This window comes from Gemmobacter caeruleus (assembly GCF_008271655.1).
Lineage (GTDB): Bacteria > Pseudomonadota > Alphaproteobacteria > Rhodobacterales > Rhodobacteraceae > Gemmobacter > Gemmobacter caeruleus.
The window spans coordinates 1-20,662 of record NZ_VKKX01000007.1; the positions used below are offsets into that span (position 1 = coordinate 1).

At 66.7% G+C, this 20,662-nt stretch carries 19 protein-coding genes; 10 read left to right on the plus strand and 9 right to left on the minus strand.

From position 1 onward, the window contains the following. Window positions 1-254: 254 nt before the first annotated feature. Together FOA17_RS01815 and FOA17_RS01820 are read right to left on the minus strand one after the other, a co-directional pair. Window positions 255-941, minus strand: a complete 687-nt coding sequence (locus FOA17_RS01815) for an ABC transporter ATP-binding protein (RefSeq protein WP_149139800.1) — start codon at window positions 939-941, stop codon at window positions 255-257. A 14-nt stretch (window positions 942-955) separates the two neighbouring features. Continuing rightward, complete coding sequence (locus FOA17_RS01820; protein ID WP_149139801.1) at window positions 956-2,314, minus strand: KpsE/RkpR family capsule polysaccharide export protein; 1,359 nt, start codon at window positions 2,312-2,314, stop codon at window positions 956-958. 96 nt (window positions 2,315-2,410) lie between these two features. On the opposite strand from FOA17_RS01820, the gene FOA17_RS01825 reads away from it, so the two are divergent. From FOA17_RS01825 to rfbA, 5 genes are all read left to right on the plus strand, one after another. Continuing rightward, complete coding sequence (locus FOA17_RS01825) at window positions 2,411-3,265, plus strand: ABC transporter permease (RefSeq protein ID WP_149139802.1); 855 nt, start codon at window positions 2,411-2,413, stop codon at window positions 3,263-3,265. Between the two features lie 84 nt (window positions 3,266-3,349). Further along, window positions 3,350-3,904 carry a dTDP-4-dehydrorhamnose 3,5-epimerase gene (gene rfbC, locus FOA17_RS01830; protein WP_149139833.1) on the plus strand — a complete coding sequence of 185 codons (555 nt, stop codon included), beginning with the start codon at window positions 3,350-3,352 and terminating at the stop codon, window positions 3,902-3,904. 1 nt (window position 3,905) lies between these two features. Next, on the plus strand, window positions 3,906-4,967 hold the full coding sequence (rfbB, locus tag FOA17_RS01835) for a dTDP-glucose 4,6-dehydratase (protein WP_149139803.1): 1,062 nt from the start codon (window positions 3,906-3,908) through the stop codon (window positions 4,965-4,967). A gap of 31 nt (window positions 4,968-4,998) precedes the next feature. After that, entirely contained in the window at window positions 4,999-5,847 is an 849-nt protein-coding gene (gene rfbD / locus FOA17_RS01840) for a dTDP-4-dehydrorhamnose reductase (protein ID WP_149139804.1), read from the plus strand. A gap of 1 nt (window position 5,848) precedes the next feature. Next, on the plus strand, window positions 5,849-6,730 hold the full coding sequence (gene rfbA, locus FOA17_RS01845; protein WP_149139805.1) for a glucose-1-phosphate thymidylyltransferase RfbA: 882 nt from the start codon (window positions 5,849-5,851) through the stop codon (window positions 6,728-6,730). On the opposite strand, the gene FOA17_RS01850 is transcribed toward rfbA, so the two are convergent. The 5 genes from FOA17_RS01850 to FOA17_RS19680 form a co-directional block, all read right to left on the minus strand. After that, the gene (locus tag FOA17_RS01850; protein ID WP_149139806.1) at window positions 6,727-7,071 is read right to left on the minus strand and encodes a DUF4376 domain-containing protein; all 345 of its coding nucleotides are present in this window, start codon (window positions 7,069-7,071) and stop codon (window positions 6,727-6,729) included. The genes rfbA and FOA17_RS01850 overlap by 4 nt on opposite strands. Then, a complete protein-coding gene (locus tag FOA17_RS01855; RefSeq protein ID WP_149139807.1) occupies window positions 7,071-7,379 on the minus strand; it encodes a hypothetical protein in 309 nt (102 codons plus the stop codon). The genes FOA17_RS01850 and FOA17_RS01855 overlap by 1 nt, the downstream gene beginning before the upstream one ends. Window positions 7,380-7,390: 11 nt before the next feature. Beyond that, on the minus strand, window positions 7,391-8,464 hold the full coding sequence (locus FOA17_RS01860; RefSeq protein WP_149139808.1) for a DUF2793 domain-containing protein: 1,074 nt from the start codon (window positions 8,462-8,464) through the stop codon (window positions 7,391-7,393). Between the two features lie 94 nt (window positions 8,465-8,558). Next, window positions 8,559-9,557 (minus strand): replication initiator protein A, encoded by a 999-nt coding sequence (locus FOA17_RS01865; RefSeq protein ID WP_238991697.1) that lies wholly within the window; start codon window positions 9,555-9,557, stop codon window positions 8,559-8,561. A 211-nt stretch (window positions 9,558-9,768) separates the two neighbouring features. Continuing rightward, entirely contained in the window at window positions 9,769-9,942 is a 174-nt protein-coding gene (locus FOA17_RS19680) for a hypothetical protein (protein WP_162528144.1), read from the minus strand. Between the two features lie 83 nt (window positions 9,943-10,025). Here FOA17_RS19680 and FOA17_RS01870 point away from each other — a divergent pair, with 83 nt between their 5' ends. From FOA17_RS01870 to galE, 3 genes are all read left to right on the plus strand, one after another. Next, on the plus strand, window positions 10,026-11,420 hold the full coding sequence (locus tag FOA17_RS01870) for an AAA family ATPase (protein WP_162528145.1): 1,395 nt from the start codon (window positions 10,026-10,028) through the stop codon (window positions 11,418-11,420). 81 nt (window positions 11,421-11,501) lie between these two features. Next, window positions 11,502-12,464, plus strand: coding sequence for a ParB/RepB/Spo0J family partition protein (locus tag FOA17_RS01875; RefSeq protein ID WP_149139811.1), 963 nt, complete (start codon window positions 11,502-11,504; stop codon window positions 12,462-12,464). Between the two features lie 70 nt (window positions 12,465-12,534). Beyond that, complete coding sequence (galE, locus tag FOA17_RS01880) at window positions 12,535-13,527, plus strand: UDP-glucose 4-epimerase GalE (RefSeq protein ID WP_149139812.1); 993 nt, start codon at window positions 12,535-12,537, stop codon at window positions 13,525-13,527. Here the strand turns inward: galE and FOA17_RS01885 are convergent, their stop codons facing one another. After that, window positions 13,528-15,180: a glycosyltransferase gene (locus FOA17_RS01885; protein ID WP_149139813.1), complete on the minus strand. Its 1,653-nt coding sequence runs from the start codon at window positions 15,178-15,180 to the stop codon at window positions 13,528-13,530. It lies immediately after the preceding gene. 129 nt (window positions 15,181-15,309) lie between these two features. On the opposite strand from FOA17_RS01885, the gene FOA17_RS01890 reads away from it, so the two are divergent. Continuing rightward, on the plus strand, window positions 15,310-19,086 hold the full coding sequence (locus tag FOA17_RS01890) for a CDP-glycerol glycerophosphotransferase family protein (RefSeq protein WP_149139814.1): 3,777 nt from the start codon (window positions 15,310-15,312) through the stop codon (window positions 19,084-19,086). Further along, a complete protein-coding gene (locus FOA17_RS01895; RefSeq protein ID WP_149139815.1) occupies window positions 19,083-19,385 on the plus strand; it encodes a hypothetical protein in 303 nt (100 codons plus the stop codon). Before FOA17_RS01890 ends, FOA17_RS01895 begins: the two co-directional genes overlap by 4 nt. On the opposite strand, the gene FOA17_RS01900 is transcribed toward FOA17_RS01895, so the two are convergent. Further along, window positions 19,339-20,637: a LicD family protein gene (locus tag FOA17_RS01900; RefSeq protein ID WP_149139816.1), complete on the minus strand. Its 1,299-nt coding sequence runs from the start codon at window positions 20,635-20,637 to the stop codon at window positions 19,339-19,341. The genes FOA17_RS01895 and FOA17_RS01900 overlap by 47 nt on opposite strands. Window positions 20,638-20,662: the final 25 nt, after the last annotated feature.

Consider the following 20,662-nt stretch of genomic DNA (forward strand, 5'->3'; position numbering starts at 1 on the left):
GCCAACCTCATCTCCAGTCCCGCTTCAGCCTCAACCGCTGCGGTGAAGCGGCTTCTAGACCCACCCAACAAAACCCGCAAGCCAAAAATCACTCCCCAAACGCTTTTTCTTCACCAAACAACAAATCCCCCTTGTTTCATTGGCAGGATGACCGGGCAGGCGGCGGCACGGATGCGGGAAATCGCGACGCGGCCCCGGGGCGGGGCGACGGCAGGCGCAGGAATCGCAGAATCGTCGGGCCGGGTCCGTCGCCTTCAGGCGCGGCGGCGGCGTTTCGGGGCGGGTTCGTCGCCCATCAGACGCTGATGCAGGGCGATCGCCTCTTCCAGATCTTCGAAATACCACAGCTGGCCCAGTTCCAGCACCAGACCCGAGTCGCAGAATTCGCGCACCGTGCTCATGTCATGGCTGACCATGATCGCGCCCGAGGTCTTCATCCTTTCGCGGAACACCGCGCGGCTCTTGCGGCGAAAGGCGGCGTCGCCGACGGCGGTGACCTCGTCCACCAGATAGGTGTCGAACCGGATGCCCATGGCCGCGCCAAAGGTCAGTCGCGACCGCATCCCCGAGGAATAGCTGCGCACCGGCATGTGGAAATGCCGGCCAAGTTCGGCGAAATCCTCGACAAAGGCGGCCAGCTGTTCGGTATCGACCCCGTAGATGCGGGCGATGAAGCGGATGTTCTGCGCCCCGGTCAGGTCGCGATGCACCGCCCCGCCCAGGCCTACCGGCCAGCTGATCGTGCCATCCGAGACGATGCGCCCGGCATCGGGGCGGATCGTGCCCGCCACCATCTGCAACAAGGTGGACTTGCCCGCCCCGTTGCGCCCCAGCAGCGCCAGCGACCGCCCGGTGGGCAGCGTGAGGTCCAGATCCTGCACGATGATCTTGCGCGCGCCGCCGGTGCGAAAGCTCTTGTGCAGATGCTCGAAGCGGATCATGCGCCCGGCCCGGATCAGCGCCGGTCGCGGACGCTGTAGAAGATCAGCGCGCCGATCGACCAGGCCAGGACCAGGAACAGCCCGACCAGGCCCGACCAGACGAAGCGCTGCGGGAATTCCGCCACCTGCGGCAGGGTCGGCCGGATATAGGGCGCGAGATAGAGCGTCTGGCGCGAAGCATTGGCCCGGGCCAGATCGAGTGCGGCCAGCGCGGTGCGATAGGCCTCTTCGGCGAATTGCTGATCGACGGTCAGGCGTTCGAATTCGGCAATCAGCTCGGGGTAATTCTCGTCGGCCTCCCCTGCGCCGTCGGCCGAGGCAAAGGTCTGGCGTTCGGCGGCGATACGGTCGCGGATCACCTGGATGCGGCGCGCGGCCTGATTGCGGCGCGGGTCGTTTTCCTGGGTGGTGCCCAGCACCAGGTCATTGTCGATCAGCGCCTCGGCCAGCTGTTGCTGAAGGTTGTTCAGCACGCCCATCCGCCCCTGGATATCGGCCGAGGGATCGACGATCCGGGTGCGGGTGCGGAAGCGGCTGAGCGCCTCGCGCGCATCCTTGAGCCGCGCCACCGCCTGATCCAGATCGGCATTGGCATAGCGCATCACGTCTTCGCGGGCCTGGGTGTTCAGGTCGTTGATCATGCGCTGGCTCTCGGCCACGATCTCGCCGGCGATGCGCTGCGCATCCTCGGGGGTAAAGGCCAGCACGCGCAATTCGATCAGCCGCGTGCTTTGATCGTAAGAGATGCGCACCATGCGGCGCCAGTAATCGTGCAATTCCTCGATCTGGGCATCGGGCCAGAGCGCGAAGACCGGGTCGCCCGGCCAATGCGCCGCATAGATCGCGCCAAGGCCGATGCGTTCGTCGATGGCGGAGACGATTTCCTGGCTCTGGATGAATTCATAGAGGATGTCGGATTCCGACATGCCCCCGCCCCCGGTCAGCTGCGCCAGCCCCCCCAGAAGCGCGCCCGAGGTATTGTCCTCGCGCCGGATGGTGAAGGCGACGGTCGAGGCATATTGATCCTGCGCCACGCCCCAGAGATAGCTCATCGCCAGCACCAGCGGCAGCACGACCAGCACGACAAAGGACCAGGCCAGCCGGCGATGGCGCGGCCGCAACTGCGCGGCTTCGGCCATGGGGCGGATCTCGATGATCGGCGCCGGGCGCGGCGCGGCGGCGGCGCGGGCCCCGGCCCGGGGGGCCGCCCCTTCCGCCTCGGCGGAAAGCCGCTGGCCTGGGCCCTGGGCCCCGGCCCCGCGGGCCTTCACCCCTGCCGCAGCGGGCTGCGCCCGCGCCCCGGCACGGGCCGGGGCCGGTTCGACAGGTTGCCCCTGTGCAACGGCCGCATCTGGGTTTTGCTGATCATTCAAGGGCTTGCCTCGGCATCAACCGATTTGAACTTATGCGCCCCCTTCTACATAATGGGCGACTGAAACGCCAGCACCCGTTTGCCCACAGGTTCGTGCATGCCCGCCTCCCCTGCCCTGCCCGCCATTCCCCCTGCCCTGCCGCCCGCCCTGCCGCCGGCGCAGGAACCCCGGCGCGTGCAGACCCGGCCCTTTCCGACACTGCGCACCGTTCTGGCGCTGACCCTGCGCGAGATGTCCTCGCGCTATGGCCGGTCGCCGGGGGGCTATCTCTGGGCGGTGCTGGAACCGGTGGGGGCGATCCTGCTGCTGTCGATCGCCTTCGGGATCTTCATCCGCAACCCGCCGCTGGGCGCGAGCTTCCTGCTGTTCTACGCCACCGGCTATCTGCCCTTCATGGTCTATGGCGACATTGCCGGATCGGTGGCGCGGTCGATCACCTATTCGCGGCCGCTGCTGATGTATCCGGCGGTGACCTGGGTCGATGCGGTGCTGGCGCGCTTTGCGCTGAATGCGCTGACCGGGATCACCGTCACCTTCCTCGTGCTGCTGGGGATCCTGATCTTTTCCGATTCCCGGGTCATTCTGGAACTGCCGCCGCTCTTGCTGGCACATGTGATGCTGCTGACCGTGGCGCTTGGCATCGGCGTGCTGAACTGCGCGCTGTTCGGGTTGATCCCGGTCTGGGAAATGATCTGGGGCATCGCGATGCGGCCGCTGATGCTGGCTTCGGGGGTGATGTTCATCTACGAGGACATGCCCGCCTTTGCCCGGTCGATCCTGTGGTACAACCCGCTGCTGCATGTGACCGGCGAGATGCGCAAGGGCTTTTACCCGATGTATGACGCAAGCTATGTCAATCCGGCCTATGTGCTGCTGGTCGGGCTGGGCGCGCTGTTTCTGGGCGTGGTGCTGCTTGGGCGCTATCACCGCGACATTCTGAACAACGACTGATCCGGCCCCTTTTCTTGCCCGGCGGGCACGGGCATAGTCCGGCCCGCTGGCCCGGGGCCCCAGACCGAGAAAGACGTGACGAACATGCAGATCGAACAGACCGCCCTGCCCGGCGTTGTCATCCTGACACCCGCGCGTTTCGGCGATGCGCGCGGTTTCTTTTCCGAAAGCTGGAGCCGCAAGCGCCTGGCCGATGCCGGGATCGACATCGACTTCGTGCAGGACAATCATTCGGTCTCGGCCCGGGCGGGCACGCTGCGCGGCCTGCATTTCCAGTCGCCCCCCCACGCCCAGGCCAAGCTGGTGCGGTGCGGGCGGGGCGCGCTCTGGGATGTGGCGGTGGATATCCGCGCCGGATCGCCGAGCTATGGGCAATGGGTGGGGGTGGAACTGTCGGCCGAAAACGGGCGGCAATTGCTGATCCCGGCGGGCTTCCTGCATGGTTTCGTGACCCGCGCGCCCGATACCGAGATCGTCTACAAATGCTCGGATTACTACGCGCCCGACTGCGACGGATCCGTCGCCTGGGATTCGGTCGGCATCGACTGGGGGCTGACCGACGCCCCGGTCCTGTCGGCCAAGGATGCCGCGGCGGTGCCGCTGGCCGATTTCAAGACGCCATTCGCTTACGAGGGATAAGATGAAGATACTGGTGACGGGGGGCGCGGGCTTCATCGGCTCGGCCGTGGTGCGGCTGGCGATTTCCCGCGGGCATAGCGTGGTCAATCTGGATGCGCTGACCTATGCGGCCTGCCTGGAAAACGTGGCCAGCGTCGGCAATTCGCCGCTTTACGCCTTTGAACAGGCCGATATCCGCGACCGCGCCGCGCTGGACCGCATCTTTGCCGCGCATCGCCCCGATGCGGTGATGCATCTGGCCGCCGAAAGCCATGTGGACCGCTCGATCGACGGGCCGGGCGCCTTTATCGAGACCAATGTGAACGGCACCTACAACATGCTGGAAGCCGCGCGCAGCTATTGGCAGGCCGAGGGCCGGCCCGAGGCGTTCCGCTTTCATCACATCTCCACCGACGAGGTTTTCGGATCCCTGCCCGCCGACCCGGCGGTCAAGTTCACCGAAGACACCGCCTATGACCCGCGCAGCCCATATTCGGCCTCCAAGGCGGCCAGCGACCATCTGGTGCGCGCCTGGCACGAAACCTATGGCCTGCCGGTGGTGCTGACCAATTGCTCCAACAATTACGGGCCGTTCCATTTCCCCGAGAAACTGGTGCCGGTGATCATCCTCAACGCGCTGGCCGGCAAGCCGCTGCCGATCTATGGCAATGGCTCGAACATCCGGGACTGGCTGTTTGTCGAAGATCACGCCGATGCGCTGCTGCTGGTGCTGGAAAAGGGCGAGCTGGGCCGCAGCTACAATATCGGCGGCGAGAATGAGCGCACCAATCTCGATCTGGTCAGGACGCTTTGCACCATTCTGGATGAAAAGCGGCCCAAGGCGGCAGGGTCTTATGCCGACCAGATCACCTTCGTGACCGATCGCCCCGGCCATGACGCCCGCTATGCCATTGATCCGACACGCATTCGCACCGAACTGGGCTGGCGCCCCTCGGTCACGGTCGAAGAGGGTCTGGCGCGCACCGTGGCCTGGTATCTGGAGAACGAGGCCTGGTGGCGCCCGCTTCAGGCCCGGCAAGGCGTGGGCGAGCGGCTGGGAACCGGCGAAAAGCGGGTGGGGTGATGCTGACGGCACCCCTGTTGTGGAGACGGCAATGACCCTGCTGATATTCGGACAGACCGGGCAAGTGGCCCGGGAACTGGCGCGCCGGGCGCCGGACGCGCGGTTTCTGGGTCGGGCCGAGGCCGATCTTTCCGACCCTGCCGCCTGCGCCGCCGCCATTCGGGCGCAGCGCCCGGATGCGGTGATCAATGCGGCCGCCTGGACGGCGGTGGACAAGGCCGAGACCGAGGAGGAGGCGGCGACCCTGGTCAATGGCGCGGCCCCCGGTGCCATGGCGCAGGCCTGTGCCGATCTGGATATTCCGCTGGTCCATATCTCCACCGATTATGTGTTTGACGGCGCGGGCACCCTGCCCTTTCGCCCCAGCGACCCCACGGCGCCGCTGGGCGCCTATGGCCGCTCCAAGCTGGCGGGCGAGGTGGCGGTGCGGGCCTCGGGCGCGCGGCATGTGATCCTGCGCACCTCCTGGGTGTTTTCCGCCCATGGCGCGAATTTCGTGAAGACCATGCTGCGGCTGGGCGCCGATCGCCCCGCCCTGCGGGTGGTGGCCGACCAGATCGGCGGGCCGACCCCGGCCGATGCCATCGCCGCCGCCTGTCTGACCCTAGCCGATGCCCTGCGGGAAGGCGCCGCCGGCGGCACCCATCATTTTGCCGGTGCGCCGGAAACCAGCTGGGCCGGTTTCGCGCGCGAAACATTCGCGCTGGCCGGTCTGCCGGTCACGGTCGAGGATATCCCGTCTGATGCCTATCCGACCCCGGCGCGCCGTCCGCTGAATTCCCGCCTTGATTGTTCCGCATTGGCGGCGGATTTCGGCATCATGCAACCAGACTGGCGGGCCGCCCTGGCCCATGTGATCACCGAGTTGAAAGGCGCCTGAAATGCAGCGCAAGGGAATCATTCTGGCCGGCGGGTCCGGCACGCGGCTTTACCCGATCACCATCGGCGTCTCGAAGCAGCTTCTGCCGATCTATGACAAGCCGATGATCTATTATCCGCTGTCGGTACTGATGCTGGCCGGCATCCGCGAGATCGCGATCATCACCACCCCGCAGGATCAGGACCAGTTCCGCCGCACGCTGGGCGATGGCAACCAATGGGGGCTGAGCCTGAGCTATATCGAACAACCCTCGCCCGACGGGCTGGCCCAGGCCTATCTGCTGGCCGAGGGGTTCCTGGCCGGCGCGCCCTCGGCCATGGTGCTGGGCGACAACATCTTTTTCGGCCATGGCCTGCCCGAGATGCTGGAACGCGCCGATGCGCGCCCCAGCGGCGGCACGGTCTTTGGCTATCATGTCGTCGATCCCGAACGCTATGGCGTGGTCGGCTTCGATGCCAGCGGCCGGGTGAACCGCATCGTCGAGAAACCCGCCGATCCGCCCTCGGCCTATGCGGTGACCGGGCTGTATTTCCTTGATGGCAGCGCGCCGGAACGCGCCCGTGCGGTGCAGCCCTCGCCCCGGGGCGAGCTGGAGATCACCTCCCTGCTGGAAATGTATCTGGCCGAGGGCAGCCTGTCGGTCGAACAGATGGGGCGGGGCTTTGCCTGGCTCGATACCGGCACCCATGCCAGCCTGCTGGATGCCGGGAATTTCGTGCGCACCCTGTCGGAACGCCAGGGCCAGCAGGTCGGCAGCCCCGAGGAGATCGCCTTCGATCATGGCTGGATCACCCCGGATCAGCTGGCCGAACGGGCGCGGCTGTTCGGCAAGACCGCCTATGGCGCCTATCTGGCCGCCCTGCTGGACCCGGTGCGCCGCTAACCGGCGTCAAGCTGGGCCAGTGCGGCGGCCTCGCGGTCGAAGCAGGCCTGCACATGGGCCCGCACCGCCCGGGCCAGCGTCAGGACCTGGGCCCCGTCCAGCGTCACGAAACGGCCATCCGGCAGTTTCCAGCCCAGCCTGAGGTCCGGGTCCATCAGCGCGGCCAGCGCCGCCCCGGCCAGCCGCGCCTGCGACACGTCATCGGTCGCGACGGGCAGCCCCTCGCACAGGATGCCGGCGGCAATCTCGGCATCGCGCCGGGTCTTCAGCGCCGCCCGCGCGGCCGCGCGGGCCTCGGCAGCGCGGGTTTCGGGCGCAATCATCAGGCTCCAGTCGATCATCACTGCACCTCCTCGGGGCTGGCTTCGGAACCGGGCAGGGCGATCGGGCCATCGCCCTCCAGCCGCAGCACCGTCGGGGCAGGGGCCTGCCCCGGCCCGTGCGGCAGCAGGATCGACAGCTGCAACAGGCCCGCCACGCGCGCCACCGGGCCGGCCAGCCAGCCGCCTGCCACCGCCTCGGCAGGCAGCAGGCCGCCTTCGGGCAGTGGCGCGAAATCAAGCTCCACGCCATTGAGACACAGGATGTCGCCCTGGCGGCTCAGGGTCAGGCCGTCGTCGCGGCGCTGCGGGATCAGGGTGATCTGCATGATTGTCCTCCTCAGAACCAGCGGCCGGTCGCCAGAGCATAGGCCTCGACCTGATTGCCCGAGACCAGGGCGACAGCACCGCTGCGGGCCCACCAATAAATGAGCGTGCTGCCAGCCGAGACATTGGCCGGCGTCAGCGCCCCATCCCCGCGCGACAGGCCAGACGGCATGTTCGACCAGACATTGGGGTTGAGCGCGGTCAACACCGTGGGAACAGAGCCGGCCGCAAAGGCAGCAGGAAAGGCCCATGTCGCCAAAAGCGCATTGGCCGCCGTATAGCCGAGCGTCACCTTGTGGCTGCAAATCTGGGTGCCATCGGCCCAGCGGACATAGTCGCCATTCGCATTGCTGCCGCGTTCGATCACCGCGCCGGTGGGTTGCCCGGTAGCCTGGCTGACCGGCCCCAGCAGATTGGCGCGGGTATAGGGCAGGGCGCCCGCCACGGTCAGCCCGGCGGGAAAGGCCGCGACCCCGGTCGCCCGGGCCACCCGCAGCGCCTCGGTCCAAGTGTTGCCATCGGCGCTGACCTTCACGCTGAAATCGTCATTCCCCGTCAGCCCGATCTCGGCCCGGCCCGACCAGTTGGTCTGATAGAGCAGCGAAGCGGTCTGTCCGGCCGCGGCCTTGTTGATCTTCATCTGATGTCCGGCGCCGTCATGGCTGAACAACGAGGCCTCGGCCGATACCGCCAGACGGTTCACCGCATCGGCGGTGGTGCCGATGCCCAGACTGCCCAGCTGCTCCATCGGCAGCACCTGCCAGCTTGACCCGCGCCAGATGCGCAGCTGCGCCTGTTCGCGCCCCCAGGCCCGCCACCCCTCGCGCGGGGCGATGAAGATCCAGCCCCCCGCCACCCGCAGCGCCAGCTTGCCGGTCTTGCCCGCCCAGTCGCCCGTCGCACCCGAGGTGACGGCCCAGATCAGCCCGACGCCCGGATTGGCGGGCGGCGTGGTGGCGCCAAAGGCCTCCACCACCAGCTGCGCCAGCGCGTCCAGCCGCTCCAGCGCCTCGTTATGGGTGACATGTTTCTGGGCCTGCGCCGGCATCAGATAGGGCAGGTCAAGATTGGGCGAGGTATCGGGCATCAGGCGCGGCTCCTGCGGATCACGAAATCAGCGCCGATCCTTGCCGCAATTCGCTGCGAAACCCTGATCCGCCCGGCCGCGCGCGGGTTTTTCGTTAACCTTGGCGCCGCGCCTTCACCCAGCCCAGAAAGGCCCGGTCGGGGGCCGACAGCCGGGGCCGCCCGGTTTGCAGCCACCAGGACCGCCACTCCGCCTCCAGCGCATAGACATCCGCGCCCGGGGCCAGCGCGCGCGCCGCATCCAGCACATCGGGGTCAAGGCGCGGCGGGGCCAGATCGGCGGCCGGCTCCTCCTCGATCATCCCGATCCGGGCAAAGCGGATCACGTCGCCCGGCTCCTCGGTCATCAGGTAATCGGGCAGCTGGGCCTCCTCGATCATCTTGCGGATCGCGGCACGAAACACCCGCACCGGGGCCGAGGATCCGGCCTTTTTGTGCAGCACAGAGACGGAAACCCGCCATTCCGGCTGCCGCCCGCAATGTTTGCGCGCCAGTTCATAGACCCGCCGCTCCAGCGGTTTGCGCAAGGTGAAATAGTCCCGGCTCAGCGTCAGGACCGACCGCGCCAGCACCGAGCGGAACAGCCATTCCGACAGTGTCACCATGACCGAGATCATCCGCCCGCCCCGGGTCTTGCGCAGGATCTCCCAGCTTTCGATCAGGCCGAAGCCGCTGGTCGCCTCCAGCCCGCCGGTGGTGATATTGGTGGTGATGCGGGTGCCGGCCAGCCGCTCGAAGGCCTCGCGCAGCCGCAGATAACTGTCGCCCCCGGTATCGCGCCGCGTGGCCTGCAACAGGTCATGCGCCTTGAGCTGCAAGGTGCGGCTGACCTCGCGCCCGGCATTCAGCGCCGCCATCAGCTGACTGATGCAATAGATCAGGATATCCTTGTCATGGATCGTCGCGCGCCCCTTGACCGAGGGCACCACCTCCACCGTCGCGCCATTATGCTCATAACGCAGGATGCGCCGGTCAGGCTTGGTAGACAGCGAAAAGATCGGATGTTCCATCGTGCCCAGATCGTCCTTCGGGCTCGCCTCCAACACGTCGCAGATGAACAGATCGCCAATGACCGGCGGCGCACTTGTCGCCATGCCGCCACGCCTTCGCGCGGGGAATGCCCCCGCTGCCGCCAGTTCCGCCATCTGCCTGCCTCGTCTTCGATCCCCGTTTTCGCATCGGGGTTTCAGTGACACCCAGACTAGAGTTATCCACAGCATCCGTCCAGCCGGCCGAGCGACGGATCAGAGTCACCCGATTGTCGGATCAGAGTCGCTCCAGCGTCGGATCAGAGTCGCCAAGGCATCATGATGCGCCATTTTTTTCTTTCTTCTCAAGGCGATCCAGAAAAGGGGATACAGCCGTAACAAGAAAGAATAACATCCATCTAACAGAAAAAATCTTTGCTCCGGCAGCAAAACCCGGCCCCGGCGCGCGGGAACAGGCTGGTGAAAACCCAGCAAGCCCCAGAATCAGCATGGAAATTCCCGTGATGTGATGTCTTTTCTTCCATGTGCTGCGTTTTACGCTATGATGCAAAAAACACGGCACATGAGGCGAGAATGAAGCCCGAGGCAGCAGCACCCCTTCCCCCCTATTTTGGCATTGACCCGGATGCCGCGCTGGCGGCTCTTGGCCAGCCCACCACGACCGAAGGCTTTGGCCAGATCGCCCAGGCCTGCGAGACCGGACGCAAGGGTCTGGCCGGTCGGGGGCTGGATGAGCGGGGCCAGCGTCAGCTGCGCATGTTCTCGACCTGGGAAATCACCCGCTATCTGATCCCGGTCGCGCAGGCGCATTTCCGGCGCGTGCTGAAGCAGAACCCCGACCTGCCGCAAGGCGCCTCGGAAACCGAGGGCGGCGCCAAGTGGTTCACCCTGGACGAGGTGCTGCGCCTGCGCGCCTTCTTTGCCGCCGAAGGGTCGCGCGCCAAGCCCTATGCCGCCTGGCGCCCCGCGGGCCTGCCTGCCAAGATGCTGGCAGTGGCGAATTTCAAGGGCGGGGTCGGCAAGACCTCCACCTGTGCGCATCTGGCGATGTCGGCCGCGCTCGATGGCTATCGGGTGCTGGTGATCGACCTCGACAGTCAGGGCTCGATGACCTCGATCTTCGGGGGCCGGGTCGAGGATGAGTGGCAGACGGTCTTTCCGCTGCTCGCACGTCACTACGCGGCCCATTTGCGGGTCGATAACCAGCGGCGGCTTGATCGCGGCGATGCGCCGATCCCGCTGGATGACACGCTGACCGAGGCGCTGTCCGTCAAGGCCGACAGTCTGATCCAGAAAACCCACTGGCCGAATATCGACCTGATCGGCGCCCAGCTGAACCTTTACTGGGCCGAGTTCCAGATCCCCGTCTGGCGCATGCAATCGCGCGGCTGGAAGCTGTGGGATGCCCTGACCGAGAGCCTGGCCGCCGACGGGGTGCTGGATCAATATGACCTGATCTTTCTCGATACGCCGCCCGCGCTTGGTTATCTGACCATCAACGGGCTGGCCGCGGCCGATATCCTGCTGGTGCCGATGGGGGCCTCGTTTCTGGAATTCGATTCCACCGGGCGTTTCTTCGACATGCTGCATTCCACCTTCCGCTCCATCGAGGAGGGCGAGAATCTGGCCGCCCGCGCGCTTGGCCGGCCAGAGCTGGCTTTTGAATGGGATGCCGTGCGCACGCTCATCACCCGCTTCGATGGCAGTCAGCAGGCCGAGCTAGCGGCCCTGATGCAGGGTTGGCTGGGCAAGACCCTGTCACCGCACCGGCAGGATTTCACTGCGCTGATCGGGCAGGCCGGTGAACAGGTGCGCGGCATCTACGAGGCAGATTACCGCGACTTCAACCGCGAGACCTATGCCCGGGGCCGCGAAACCTTTGACGAGACCTGGGCGGCGGTGAAGGCGCTGGTGCTGGGCAGCTGGCGCCGGGATGAGCTGGCCGCCGCGCAGGAGGCCGCGGAATGACCGGGTGTTTCGCGCGCGAAACCGCCCGGAAACCGTCTCTGAAGGCGCGGTTAGACATGGTTCCGGGGCAGGGGGGCTGACATGGCCAAACGCAAGAGACTGACGCCCTTCGGCAGCATGGTCGAGGATCTGCCCGAGACGCCCTTCCCCGCAACGGTCCGTCCGCCGATTGCCGATATGGCCGGCGCCGCCGCCGCGACCGCCGCGATGGAGGAGATGGCCGCCACGCTGCACGCCGCGCGCGAAGGCGGGCGGCTGGTCCTGTCGCTGCCGCTCGATCAGGTGGAGGCCGGCTATCTGGTGCGCGACCGCATCGCCTCCGACCCCGAGGAGATGGCGGCGCTGGTCGAATCCCTGCGCGCCCGGGGGCAACAGACCCCGATCGAGGTCGCACCCCTTGGGCCGGATCGTTACGGGCTGATCTCTGGCTGGCGGCGGCTGTCGGCCCTGCGGCAACTGGCGGCGGAAGACCCGGCTTTCGGCTCTGTGCTGGCCCTTTTGCGCAAACCCGATCAGGCCTCTGACGCCTATGTCGCCATGGTCGAGGAAAACGAGATCCGGGTTGGCCTGTCGTTCTATGAACGGGCGCGCATTGCCGAACGCGCGGTGGCGGCCGGGGTCTACCCGGATGACCGCGCCGCGTTGCGGGCGCTGTTTGCGGCGGCCAGCCGGGCCAAGCGGTCCAAGATCGGGTCGTTCCTGACCATCGTGCGGGCATTGGATGGCGCCTTGCGCTTTCCCGAATCCATCGGCGAAAGGCTGGGCCTGCAACTGGCGCAGGCGTTGGAGGGGGATGCGACGCTGGCCCCCCGTCTGCGCATGGCCCTGGGCCGGGAACCCACGGATGCGGCGGCGGAACAGCGGCTGATCCAGAAGGCGCTGACACCCGCCAAAACCGCCGTCACAGAGACGATACCCGATGAAGAACCACTGCCTGGCCTGCGGCTTTCCACCCATGCCTCGGGGCGGATCACGCTGGAAGGCCCGCGCGCGACGGCCGATCTGCGCGCCCGGTTGCTGGACTGGCTGCGCGAACAGGGCTGAAACCATGCGCATGGCTTGCCCCCGCGGCGCGGCAGGCCCATAAGGCGGGCGTGCAGTCGGAGAGCGTATGATGACAGAGGGCAGAACGGTTCTGGTGACGGGCGGCGCGGGCTATATCGGCGCCCATGCCTGCAAGGTGCTCAAGGCCGCGGGCTTTGTGCCGGTTGCCTTCGACAATCTCAATACCGGCTGGGAGGAGGCAGTGAAGTTCGGCCCCTTCTTCCGGGGCGATCTGATGAACCGCGCCGATGTGGACGCGGCCTTTGCGCAATACCGCCCCGTTGCCGTACTGCATTTCGCGGCGCTCAGCCTGGTTGGCGAAAGCATGACCGACCCGGGCAAATACTGGCGGGTCAATGTCATGGGCGCGCTGAACCTGATCGAGGGCGCGCTGGCCGCGGGCTGCCGGAACTTTGTGTTTTCCTCCACCTGTGCCACCTATGGCGATCAGGATGGCGTGTTGCTCGATGAGGGCAGCGTTCAGCAGCCGATCAATTCCTATGGCGCCTCGAAACGCGCGATCGAGGACATGCTGGCCAATTTCGGCGCGAGCCATGGCCTCAATCATGTGATCTTCCGCTATTTCAACGTGGCGGGCTGCGATCCTGATGGCGAGATCGGTGAACAGCATGTGCCGGAAACCCATCTCATTCCCTTGATGCTGGATGCGGTGGCGGGCAAGCGGCCGGCGCTGACGGTATTTGGCAGCGACTATCCCACCCGCGATGGCACCTGCGTGCGCGATTATGTGCATGTGATGGATCTGGTCGATGCGCATGTGCTGGGGCTGAACTGGCTGCTGGATGGCAAGGGCAGCCGCGCCTTCAATCTGGGCACCGGATCGGGTTTTTCGGTGCGCGAGGTGATCGAGGCCAGCCGCGCCGTCACCAATGCCGAGGTGCCGATCATCGAAGGCGCGCGCCGGGCGGGCGATGCGGTGGCGCTGGTTTCGGGCTCTGCCCGGGCGGTCGAGGAACTGGGATGGGAGCCGAAGCGATCGACCCTGCCGCAGATGATCCGCGATGCCTGGGGCTGGTCGCAGCGCCCGGGCTATCGCAAGTGATCAGCGCCGGGCCGGGATCCGGCCCAGAATCTCGGTAAGGAATTCCGCCAGCACGGCGGTGCGATAGGCTGCGGCGTCAAAGCCCGCGGCCGAGACCCCGCCCGCCAGAAAGCGCTGCATCCCTGCCGCGACCCCCTCGACCGAAGGGGGCACCAGCACCGGGCCGGTCAATCCGCCCAGCACGCTGCGCGCCCCGGGAATATCGGTCGCGATGACCGGAACGCCCAGGGTCAGCGCCTCCAAGAGCACCATGGGCTGCCCCTCGTAGTCCGAACTCAGCACCAGGCAATCGGCGCGGGCGATGACGGGGAAGGGGTTTTCGACATGACCGGCCAGGATCACCCGGCCCTCCAGCCCGGCCTTTGCCGCCTCGGCGCGCAAGGCGGCCTCCAGCGGGCCGCTGCCCAGAATGACCAGCCGCGCCGCCTGACCCGCCCCCGTCAGCCTGGTCAGCGCCTGCACCGCCCGCGCCTGCGCCTTTTCCGGCGACAGCCGCCCGACCATGACGAAAAGCGGCTCTGATCCAGCCAGAATGGCCTCCAGCCCGGCGGGCAGGGCGGCGGCGGCATTTTGGCGGATCGCCGCCGGGTCGATCACATTGCGCAGCGTGATCGCCCGGGCACCCGGCGGGTAATGCCGCGCCAGATGCGTCTGGTTCACTGCCCGGGTTTCGTCCGAGACGCTGGCGAGGGTGTCGAACCAGCGATAGGTGGCAAAGACGCCATTCAGGCTGTCAAAGCGGCGCTCTGCCTCGGCCTGAAGGTGGTTGTGCTGCCAGATCACATGCCGCCGGGCCGGGGTGGCGGCGATCAGCGCGCTCCATTCCCGGGAATAGCCGCTGAAATCCAGCGCGGCGTCAAAGACCCTTGCGCCGAACAGGCGCCGCGATTCCCGCCGGAACAGAGCCTGAATCTGCGTGGCCAGTGCCGGGTCCGACAGATCGTTGTCGCGCTGAAACCGGCTCAGGGCCGCATATTCGGCCCGCCGCATCGGCATCTGGTCGCGATGGATCACCCGGATCCGCGGATCGAGCTTGCCCAGATTGGCCCGCGCCTCCTCCGACCGGGCCTCGGTCACCAGATGCAGGTCCAGATCGTGATCGGCCAGCGCCCCCAGCAGATTGAGCAGCGAGGCGGTGATGCCGTTATTCTTCCAGCCGCCGCCGAACAGCGCGATCTGCGGGCGTGGCGCCGGGCCGGGTTCCTGCTGGCGCAGGCTATGCGCCCAGGCGGGGCCATCGGCGCCGGGCGGGCAGATCAGGCGTTGCCCCTGGCGCCGCAGCGCCCAGAGGGGCAGGGGCCGATCGGTGCGGATCGCCCCCGCCTGGGCGAGGGCGCGGGCGTGATCCGGGCTGCCGGGGCGCAGGCGCGGGGTTTCGGGCGGGGCGGGCAGGCTGCCGGGGCTGTCGATCGCCAGCACATGCCGCTGCCGGTCGGACCGCGCGGCCCAATCGGCGGCCAGCCCCGCGCCCTCGCCCTGCCACAGTACGAGGTCGGGCTCCAGCGGGGTCTCCAGCGCGGCCAGATAGGCGTCGCTCTGCGGATCGGGCCGCCAGAGCCAGAGCCGCACCCGCCCGGCCAGCCCCCGGCGCCCCCGCAGCCAGAGCCGGCGCAGGGCGGAAAGGGCGCGAGGAAAAGCGGGCAGGGCAGTCATCCCCCGTGCTTGCGCGGGGCGTGGGGCGGATGTCAAGCGGGGCTGCTGGCGGCGGGGGAGGTCCGCTCTGGTCAACCCGGGAGGTGGAAGGTATGAGTCAGGCGCATTGCGTTCTGGTAAGGGATCCTCATGGCTGTATCCACCGAGCCCGACATGTCAGAACTGGCCAAGGCCATCATGACGGCAGGCCTCTTCGATGCCGAGTGGTATCGGCAGGTCCATGCGGATGTCGGGCTTTCAGGGATGGCCCCGGATCTGCATTTTCGTCAGTTCGGTCTGAGCCTGCGGCGCCCGCCTTGCCCGGACTTCGAAAAACGCCTGAATCAGACGCCGTCTGCCGTCTTGTCGCGGCGCGCGCAGGCCCTTCTCTCCGGGCATTACTTTCCGGCACCCGCCGCTGTCCCTGCCGCGCTGGAGGCCGGGCCGCCGCCTGATTTCGACACTGCATTCTATCTACAGACCAATCCCGTCATTGACCTGAGCAAGGTTTCCAGCGCCTACGAACACTTTCTGCGGTGGGGCCATCGTGATCTGCGCAATCCCGGTCCGGATTTCGATCTGGTCTGGTATGCGCAGAACTACGGGCATGAATTCGCGACGCCGGACGAAAACCCTTTCCTGCACTACCTGCGCGAGGGCAAGGCCAGGGGCCATGTCCCCCATCCCCCCCGCCGTGTCGCCTTCGACATGGCCGGGGCCGTGCCCCTGCCCGCCGCCCCCCGCCGTGCCTGCCTGTTCGCGGCCTATGATCCGGGCCTGCGCATTGATGATTATGTACTGATCTTCCTGCGCGAACTGGCCCGCCATGCCGATGTCTTCTATCTGGCCGATTGCGAGATGCCGGCCAGCGAACTGGCGCGGCTGGACGGGATCGTGAAGGGCGCCTGGGCGCGGCGTCACGGCGCCTATGATTTCGGATCCTACAGCCTGCTTGCGCGTGAACTGGTCGGCTGGGACCGGCTGGAGACCTATGACGAGGTGCTGTTCGTCAATGACAGCTGCTATCTGCTTCGGCCGCTGGACGAGGTGCTGGAAACCATGGCCGCCCGGCCCTGTGCCTGGTGGGGCATGCAGGCGACCAAGGGGCTGGCGGCCACCCGTACGACACAGCCTTTCCCCGCCGAGGAAAGCCTGCCCGTTGCCCGGATCCGGGAAGAAATGCTGGGGCGTTTCGAACGCGACCCGATCTATGATTTCCATGTCGGTTCCTATTTCATGGCCTTTCGCCGTCCCGTGCTGCGGGATCCGCTGTTCCGCCGGCTCGTCGGGCAGGTGCGGGCAGAGCGCAACAAATACAGCATCGTGCGCAAATACGAGGTGGGGCTGACGCGGTTCCTGATCGGGCGTGGCCATCTCTTCGACACCTGGGTTCCTGTCGTGACACGGCGGCATCCGGTCTATACGGATGTGATCTTTGATCTGATCCGCGACGGATTTCCCCTGTTCAAGCGGTATCTGGTCTCGGACAATCCCTATTATGCCTCGGCCCTGGCGTTCTGGCCGGCCTTGCTGGACGAGGTCGGCACGGTGACGCCCGTTCCGGTCATCGAGGCGAATATCCAGCGTGTATCGCGGGCCGATCGGCTGTATCGCAATCATGCGATCCTGACGGATGGTGTCTTGCCGCCCGAGCCGCTCAGTGCGGAGGATTTCGCGGCCTATGATCGCAAGGTGCCGAAATACGATCATTACTGGGGCTTTCCTGTCTGCCTCTATGATCACAGCCTGTCCGACAATGGCCGAGCGGTCTTCGAGGCGGTGAAGAACGATCCGCGGATCACCAAGGTCATCTTCACGCGGGGCAAGGTGATCGACACCGACGGGGTGAACGTGATTTCGGTGCCGCTGAAATCGCTGGAAGGCCAGGCCCTGATGGCCCGTTGCCGGTATCTGTTCGTCCGTCACGGCGCCAAGCCCAATCTGGAATGGCCGCTGACGCCCGGGGCGCATGATGTCATCAATCTCTGGCACGGCATTCCGCTGAAACGGATCGGGTTTGCGTCTCTGGACCTGCCCGCCCATCGTGAGGATTGGGAGGCCGACAATCGCCGGCTGACCGCCGTCATCAGCGCGTCGGATGTCGATCGTCTGGCCATGACCGCAGCCTATTGGCCGCTGACCTTTGACGATATCTGGCTGACCGGCCTGCCGCGCCACGATTTCATCCTGACGGATGAAGAAAAGCTGCCTGCGGCCCTGCGCGCGCAGTTGGCAGAGATCCGGGCGCGCAAGGCCGGACGCCGGATGGTGCTGTTCTGCCCGACATTCCGCAATGACCAGAAACATGGCTATTACAACTTCACCCCCGATGAGGTGGCGCAGCTGTCTGCCTGGCTTGCGGAACATGGTCTGGTCATGGCGATCCGCGAACATCCCGCCGACAAGGCCCGGCAATACAGCTCGCAATTGAGCGGGCCCGATTTCCTGCAAATGCCCGCGGCTGCCTTCCCGGATGTCGAGATGCTCTACCGGGAATCCGATATTCTCCTGACGGATTATTCCAGCGTTTTCATAGACTTCATGCTGACAGGGCGCCCGGCGGTCAGCTTTGCCTATGATCGCAGGAAATATGAGGCGCGCGAACGTGGCCTGTTCTACGATCTGGAAAAGGTATTTCCCGGCCCGGTCTGCGAAACCTTTGCCAGCCTGATGACGGCACTTGGCGATGCGCTGCGGCCCCCGGGGGCAGAGGCGCGCCTGCGCTATGAAAACTGCCGCGATCATTTCCTGAAGTTCCGGGATGATGGCAATGCGGCCCGCGTCCTGCGCGAGGTGCGGCGTCTGGCGCGCGGGTCAACCCTGCTGCCGGGATTTACCCGCCCGGCCAGGCGGCCCACCCGATCGCGGATCGTGTTTCTGTATTCCGTGCGCCAGAACATCACCAACCGCTATCGCATCTTCGCGCTCTTGCCCGAACTGGAGCGGCTGGGTTGGGATGTCTGCGCATTGGACGAACGCCATGCCAGCCCCGCCATCCTGGCGGGGGCGGATATCGTTTCGCTCTGTCGCATGGAATGGTCGGAGCGTCTGCTGGATCTGATCGAGGGGGCCCGGGCCTGCGGCGCGCGCATCGTCTATGACACCGATGACCTGCTGCATGATTACATGGCCTTCACGCAGTCGGAATATTTCCGCAGGGATCCCAAACGCGCGAATGCGCTCTATCGCATGTCTGCCGGGTGCCGGGCGGTGATGGCCATGGCGGATGGGTTCACCCTTTCGACGGCCCCTCTGGCAGCTTCGGTTGCCGCCTTTGGCAAACCTGCGGCGGTGATCGCCAATACATTGTCCAGCGATCTGCTGGCGGAATATGGCATGCCGCCGCCACGCCCGGAGGGCGGGCCGGTGCGCATCGCCTATCTTTCGGGCACGGCTACCCATTCCCGGGATTTCGAGGAATGCCACGCCGCGCTGGATGCGGTGCTGGCGCGGATGCCGGAGGCAGAACTGCATATCGTCGGCCCGCTCAAGCTGCCGGACATGGGCCATGCGGCCCAAATCCACCGGCACGGGCTGATGCCCTATGCCGCCATGCATGATTTCCTGCGGGGCATGGATATCAATCTCGCCCCGCTGGCGCCGGGTGCGTTCAATGATGCGAAAAGCGAGCTGAAGATCTTCGAGGCGGCCCTGCATGGCGTGCCCACGGTGGCTTCGCCGACTGCGGGGCATCGCGGGGTGATCACCAGCGGGGTGAATGGCGTTCTGGCCGCAACCCCGGAGGATTGGCAAGAGGCGCTTTTGCGGCTGGTCGGGGACCAGGCCTGGCGGCAGGCCCTGGGAGAGGCGGCATATGCGCAGATCGTGCCGCAATACCGCGCGGCAGAGCAGGCGGCGCGCCTGGCGGCCTTTTTTCAGCAACTCATGGATCCGGCCCTGACGCGGCCTGACGAGGAGGTCGCATGAGCAGCCATCGGGCCGGGGAATGCCCCGATTGCGCGCAAAAGGATGCCGCGCTTGGTGCGCGCTATCGCGAACTGGCGCAGTTGCAAAAGCTCTTGCTGGCCCAGCAGGGCCAACAGGCGCGACTGACCCAGCAGAAGACCCGGCTGGAGGCCGATCTGGCCGCGCGCAAGGCCGCGCTCGCGCGTGAGGTTGCCGCGCGCAAGGCGGCCGAACAGCGGCTCGCGCAGATGCAGGTCAGCCTGTCCTGGCGGGTCACCGCGCCGTTGCGCCGTCTGGTCCGGCTGCTGCGGCGGCGCTGAGCGGGGCATCGGCAAAGGCACCCGGCACCGCCCGCCAGGCCCCTTCCGGCCCCGTGGGCGCGATGAAGCCGCCGCGCGCCAGCGCCCGGCGCAGGGCCTCGGCCCCGCGCGGATTGCTGCGCTCGGCCATCCAGATCCGCCGCAGGAAGATCGCGACCGACAGCGGATTGCGCACCACGCTCTGATTGGTGGTGTCGAGGGCAGAGTTGAATTCCGTCACCGGAATGCGCCAGGCGCCGTAATTCTCGGTCAGGTAACGGTCAGCCTCGGCCGGGCCCTGCACCGGGGTGCCGGCCAGATCATAGCCGGTCAGGGTGAAATCCGAATTGTCCCAGCGAAACAGCGACGAGGCATGCCAGATCGTGCTGCCCTCGCGGTAATGCACGAAGATGTCGATATAGGTGCCATTGGCATGGGCCGCCTTCATGAAGACCGGGCGGCGGGTCACGCGCACCCGCCCGGCGGCGTCGCGGTCAAAGCTGGTCTGCCATTCCAGATCGGTGCAGCGAAAGCGCCCGCCGGCGTTCAGCCGGGCGCGCAGCGCCGCCGGATCGGCACCTTCGGCCATGATGCCCGCGTCGATATCATAGTCATGCGCCAGAAAGCCGCCCTCGCGCACGATGCCCAGAAGCGTGCCCGACAGCACGAACCAGGGCGCCCCGATGGCGGCCATTTCGCGGGCGAAATCCGCCAATGCCTGCGCCGCGCGGTCCAGCGCGAAACCGTCGCGATCCTTTTCCTCGGGCAGTTCGGGCAGATCGGCCGGGGTCAGGCGGATCGCCTCCAGCACCCGGTCGGCATCCTGGCGGAATTGCTCCAGCGCCGCCGTCAGGGCGGGGCTGCCGCTGGCGGGGGCCTGCGCCGCCTCTTCCAGCACGGCCATGCCCGAGACATAGGCCAGATCGCAGGCGATCAGCCCCGGCGGATGGGCCGTTTCGCGCCGGGTCAGAAAGCGGCGCAGCGCGGCCAGTTCCGGCAGGGTCATCTGGTTGCAGAACACATAGACCATGTCGCGCGACAGGTTCAGCCGCATCCAGCCGCGCCTTGCATAGAACGAGGCGCGGCGCGCGGCGCGGTGGAACTGATCCTGCACGATCACCCGGCGGGCCATTTCGCGCGCCAGCACCGGCTCGGCCGTGGCGGCCAGCGTGAACAGCCACATGAGCCCGCCCAGCGGCAGGCGGGTCCAGCGCGAATGGTGCATGTTCAGAAACCGGCTGAGCCGGACCCGGCGGGGCAGGGCGATCTTCATCGTCGGGCTTCATCCTTTGGCAGGA